We start from the raw sequence: 2,265 nt of genomic DNA, 5'->3' as shown, positions 1-2,265 counted from the left end.
GGGAGCCGCACTTTAAATACGCGGCTCCCATTTTCTATTTAATGAGCACACGGATTTTTTTTAAATGCGAATTTGATCCAGGTCAAAGAAATTGCAGCAGATATTTATTAAAATTGAGTCACAAAATATAAAAAAACAAAATTTTTGAGGAGGATGACCTTTATGACTACAAAGAATTATCAGCTGGAAACCTTGACCTGCCCTTCGTGTATGGCAAAGATTGAGAACGCTTTGAAGCGTACCAAGGGCGTCGAGAGCGTTGAAGTGCTGTTTAATTCCAGCAGGGTAAAGGTGACATTCGACGAGCTTGTGGTGTCTTCAGATGATGTCAAGCGCGTCATCGAAGGGCTGGGCTACAAGGTACTGGGCGAAAAGTAATTTTTCAGGTGGTTGTCCTATAGCCTTTAACTGGTGTATAGGCAATTTTGTTTACAGCCGGGAGGAGAATGTGATGGGGACTACAAAACTCCAGAGAGTGGTGCTGTCCGGAATGCTGATAATAGTTTCCTTTGTATTAAAAAGGGCAGCTGTGTCTCCGGTGATTGCCGATGTGTTTATGCTTGGAGCGGCCATGGTGGCAGGTATTCCCATTATGAGAAAGGCTATTGCGGGAATCAAATACAGAATACTGGGCATCGATGCCTTGGTATCGTTGGCTGTGATAGGTGCGGTATATTTGCGGGAATACTGGGAGGCCGCGGCGGTTACCTTCCTTTTTACCCTGGGCGATTACCTGGAGTCCAGGACCCTTGAGAAGACCAGAGCATCCATTAAGGCGCTGCTCAATATGATGCCTGACATGGCGAGAGTGATAAGGGACGGCCAAGAGATGGAGATATTGCCCCAAGAGGTGGTAAAAGGGGACACCGTCATCGTAAAGCCGGGCGAGAGGATACCGGTGGATGGCACCGTCACAGAAGGCAATGCCTACGTCAACCAGGCGGCAATCACCGGGGAATCCATCCCGGTAAACAAGGAAACCGGGGACACGGTGTTTTCTGGAACCGTCATTGAATCGGGGTATCTCAAGATAAGAGCCGACAGGGTGGGAGAGGACACCACCTTTGCAAGGATACTTCAGATGGTGGAGGAGGCGCAGGACAAAAAGGCCAAAACCCAGAAATTCCTGGAGACGTTCTCGAGATATTATACCCCATTCATCATAGTTTTTGCCGTTCTGCTGTTTATATTTACCAGGGACCTGCGGCTTTCGCTTACGCTGCTGGTCATAGCCTGCCCGGGTGCACTGGTGATAGCCACGCCGGTTTCAATAGTGGCGGGGATCGGCAACGCGGCAAGGCATGGGGTGCTGATAAAGGGTGGCGAGGTCATGGAGAAGCTGGGGCAGATAAGGGTTCTGGCTTTCGACAAGACCGGTACCCTGACGGAGGCAAAGCCTAGGGTTACCGGGATAAAGTCCTTTGGCATGGAAGAGGATGAACTGTTGATGATAGCTGCCATCGGCGAAAGCTATTCGGAACATCTGCTGGCCAAAGCCATAGTAAGCGCTGCACAGGAGAAGCTGGGGCCGATAGGCGAGTTTGCCGAGACGTCAGAGATCATACCCGGACAAGGTTTGAAGGTGAAGGTCAGGGGACGGGATTATCTAATAGGCAACAGGAAGTTGATATTGGAAAACGGGGTGAGGATAGAGCAAGAGCAGGAGGAGTATATAAGGCAGGAGGAAGAGCGCGGCCAGACGGTGGTCATCATTTCAAATGTCGAGAGGGTACTGGGCGTCATATCCATAGCCGATGCGGTACGGGCTGATGCAAAGCAGCTAATTGCCGATTTAAAGCGGCTGGGTATAAGAAAGATTGTGATGCTGACGGGAGATAACAGGAGAACTGCGGCGGCAATAGCTCAGCAGCTTGGCATAGACGAACATTACGCCGAGCTCCTTCCCGAGGACAAGGTTAAGGTGCTTGAGGACGTTTCGCGGCAGTTTGGCCCCGCTGCAATGGTAGGTGACGGGGTCAACGATGCCCCGGCCCTGGCTTCGGCTGATCTGGGAATTGCCATAGGCGGTGCAGGTACCGATGTGGCCGTGGAGACCGCCGATGTGGTGCTGATGTCAAACGAAATAAAGAAGCTGGCTTATGCCATTGGGCTGAGCAGGGCCACGGTGAGAAATATGAAGCAGAACATATTTTTTGCTATAATAGTAGCAGCGCTTTTGCTTGTAGGGGTGCTGGCCAAGAAGGTGTTTCTGTCATCCGGCATGCTTGTCCACGAGTTAAGCGTGCTGATCGTCATAATTAACGC

Annotated in this window: 2 protein-coding genes; both read left to right on the top strand. The window is 50.7% G+C overall.

What is annotated here, in order from left to right; all coding sequences use genetic code 11:
* Positions 1-162 precede the first annotated feature (162 nt).
* Positions 163-378: a heavy-metal-associated domain-containing protein gene (locus tag FWJ59_RS09380; protein WP_414481668.1), complete on the top strand. Its 216-nt coding sequence runs from the start codon at positions 163-165 to the stop codon at positions 376-378.
* A gap of 73 nt (positions 379-451) precedes the next feature.
* The coding region (locus FWJ59_RS09375; RefSeq protein ID WP_414481667.1) for a heavy metal translocating P-type ATPase at positions 452-2,265 on the top strand (1,814 nt) is incomplete at its 3' end.

The organism is Caldicoprobacter sp. (assembly GCF_047459465.1).
In the GTDB taxonomy this organism is placed as follows: Bacteria; Bacillota; Clostridia; order Caldicoprobacterales; family Caldicoprobacteraceae; genus Caldicoprobacter.
Note: the sequence above shows the minus strand (reverse complement) of the source record. Positions and strands in the feature narration are given on the sequence as shown.

Excerpts from the sequence above, each read along its gene's own strand:
- FWJ59_RS09380 (WP_414481668.1), top strand. The coding sequence starts at position 163 with ATGACTACAAAGAATTATCAGCTGGAAACCTTGACCTGCCCTTCGTGT.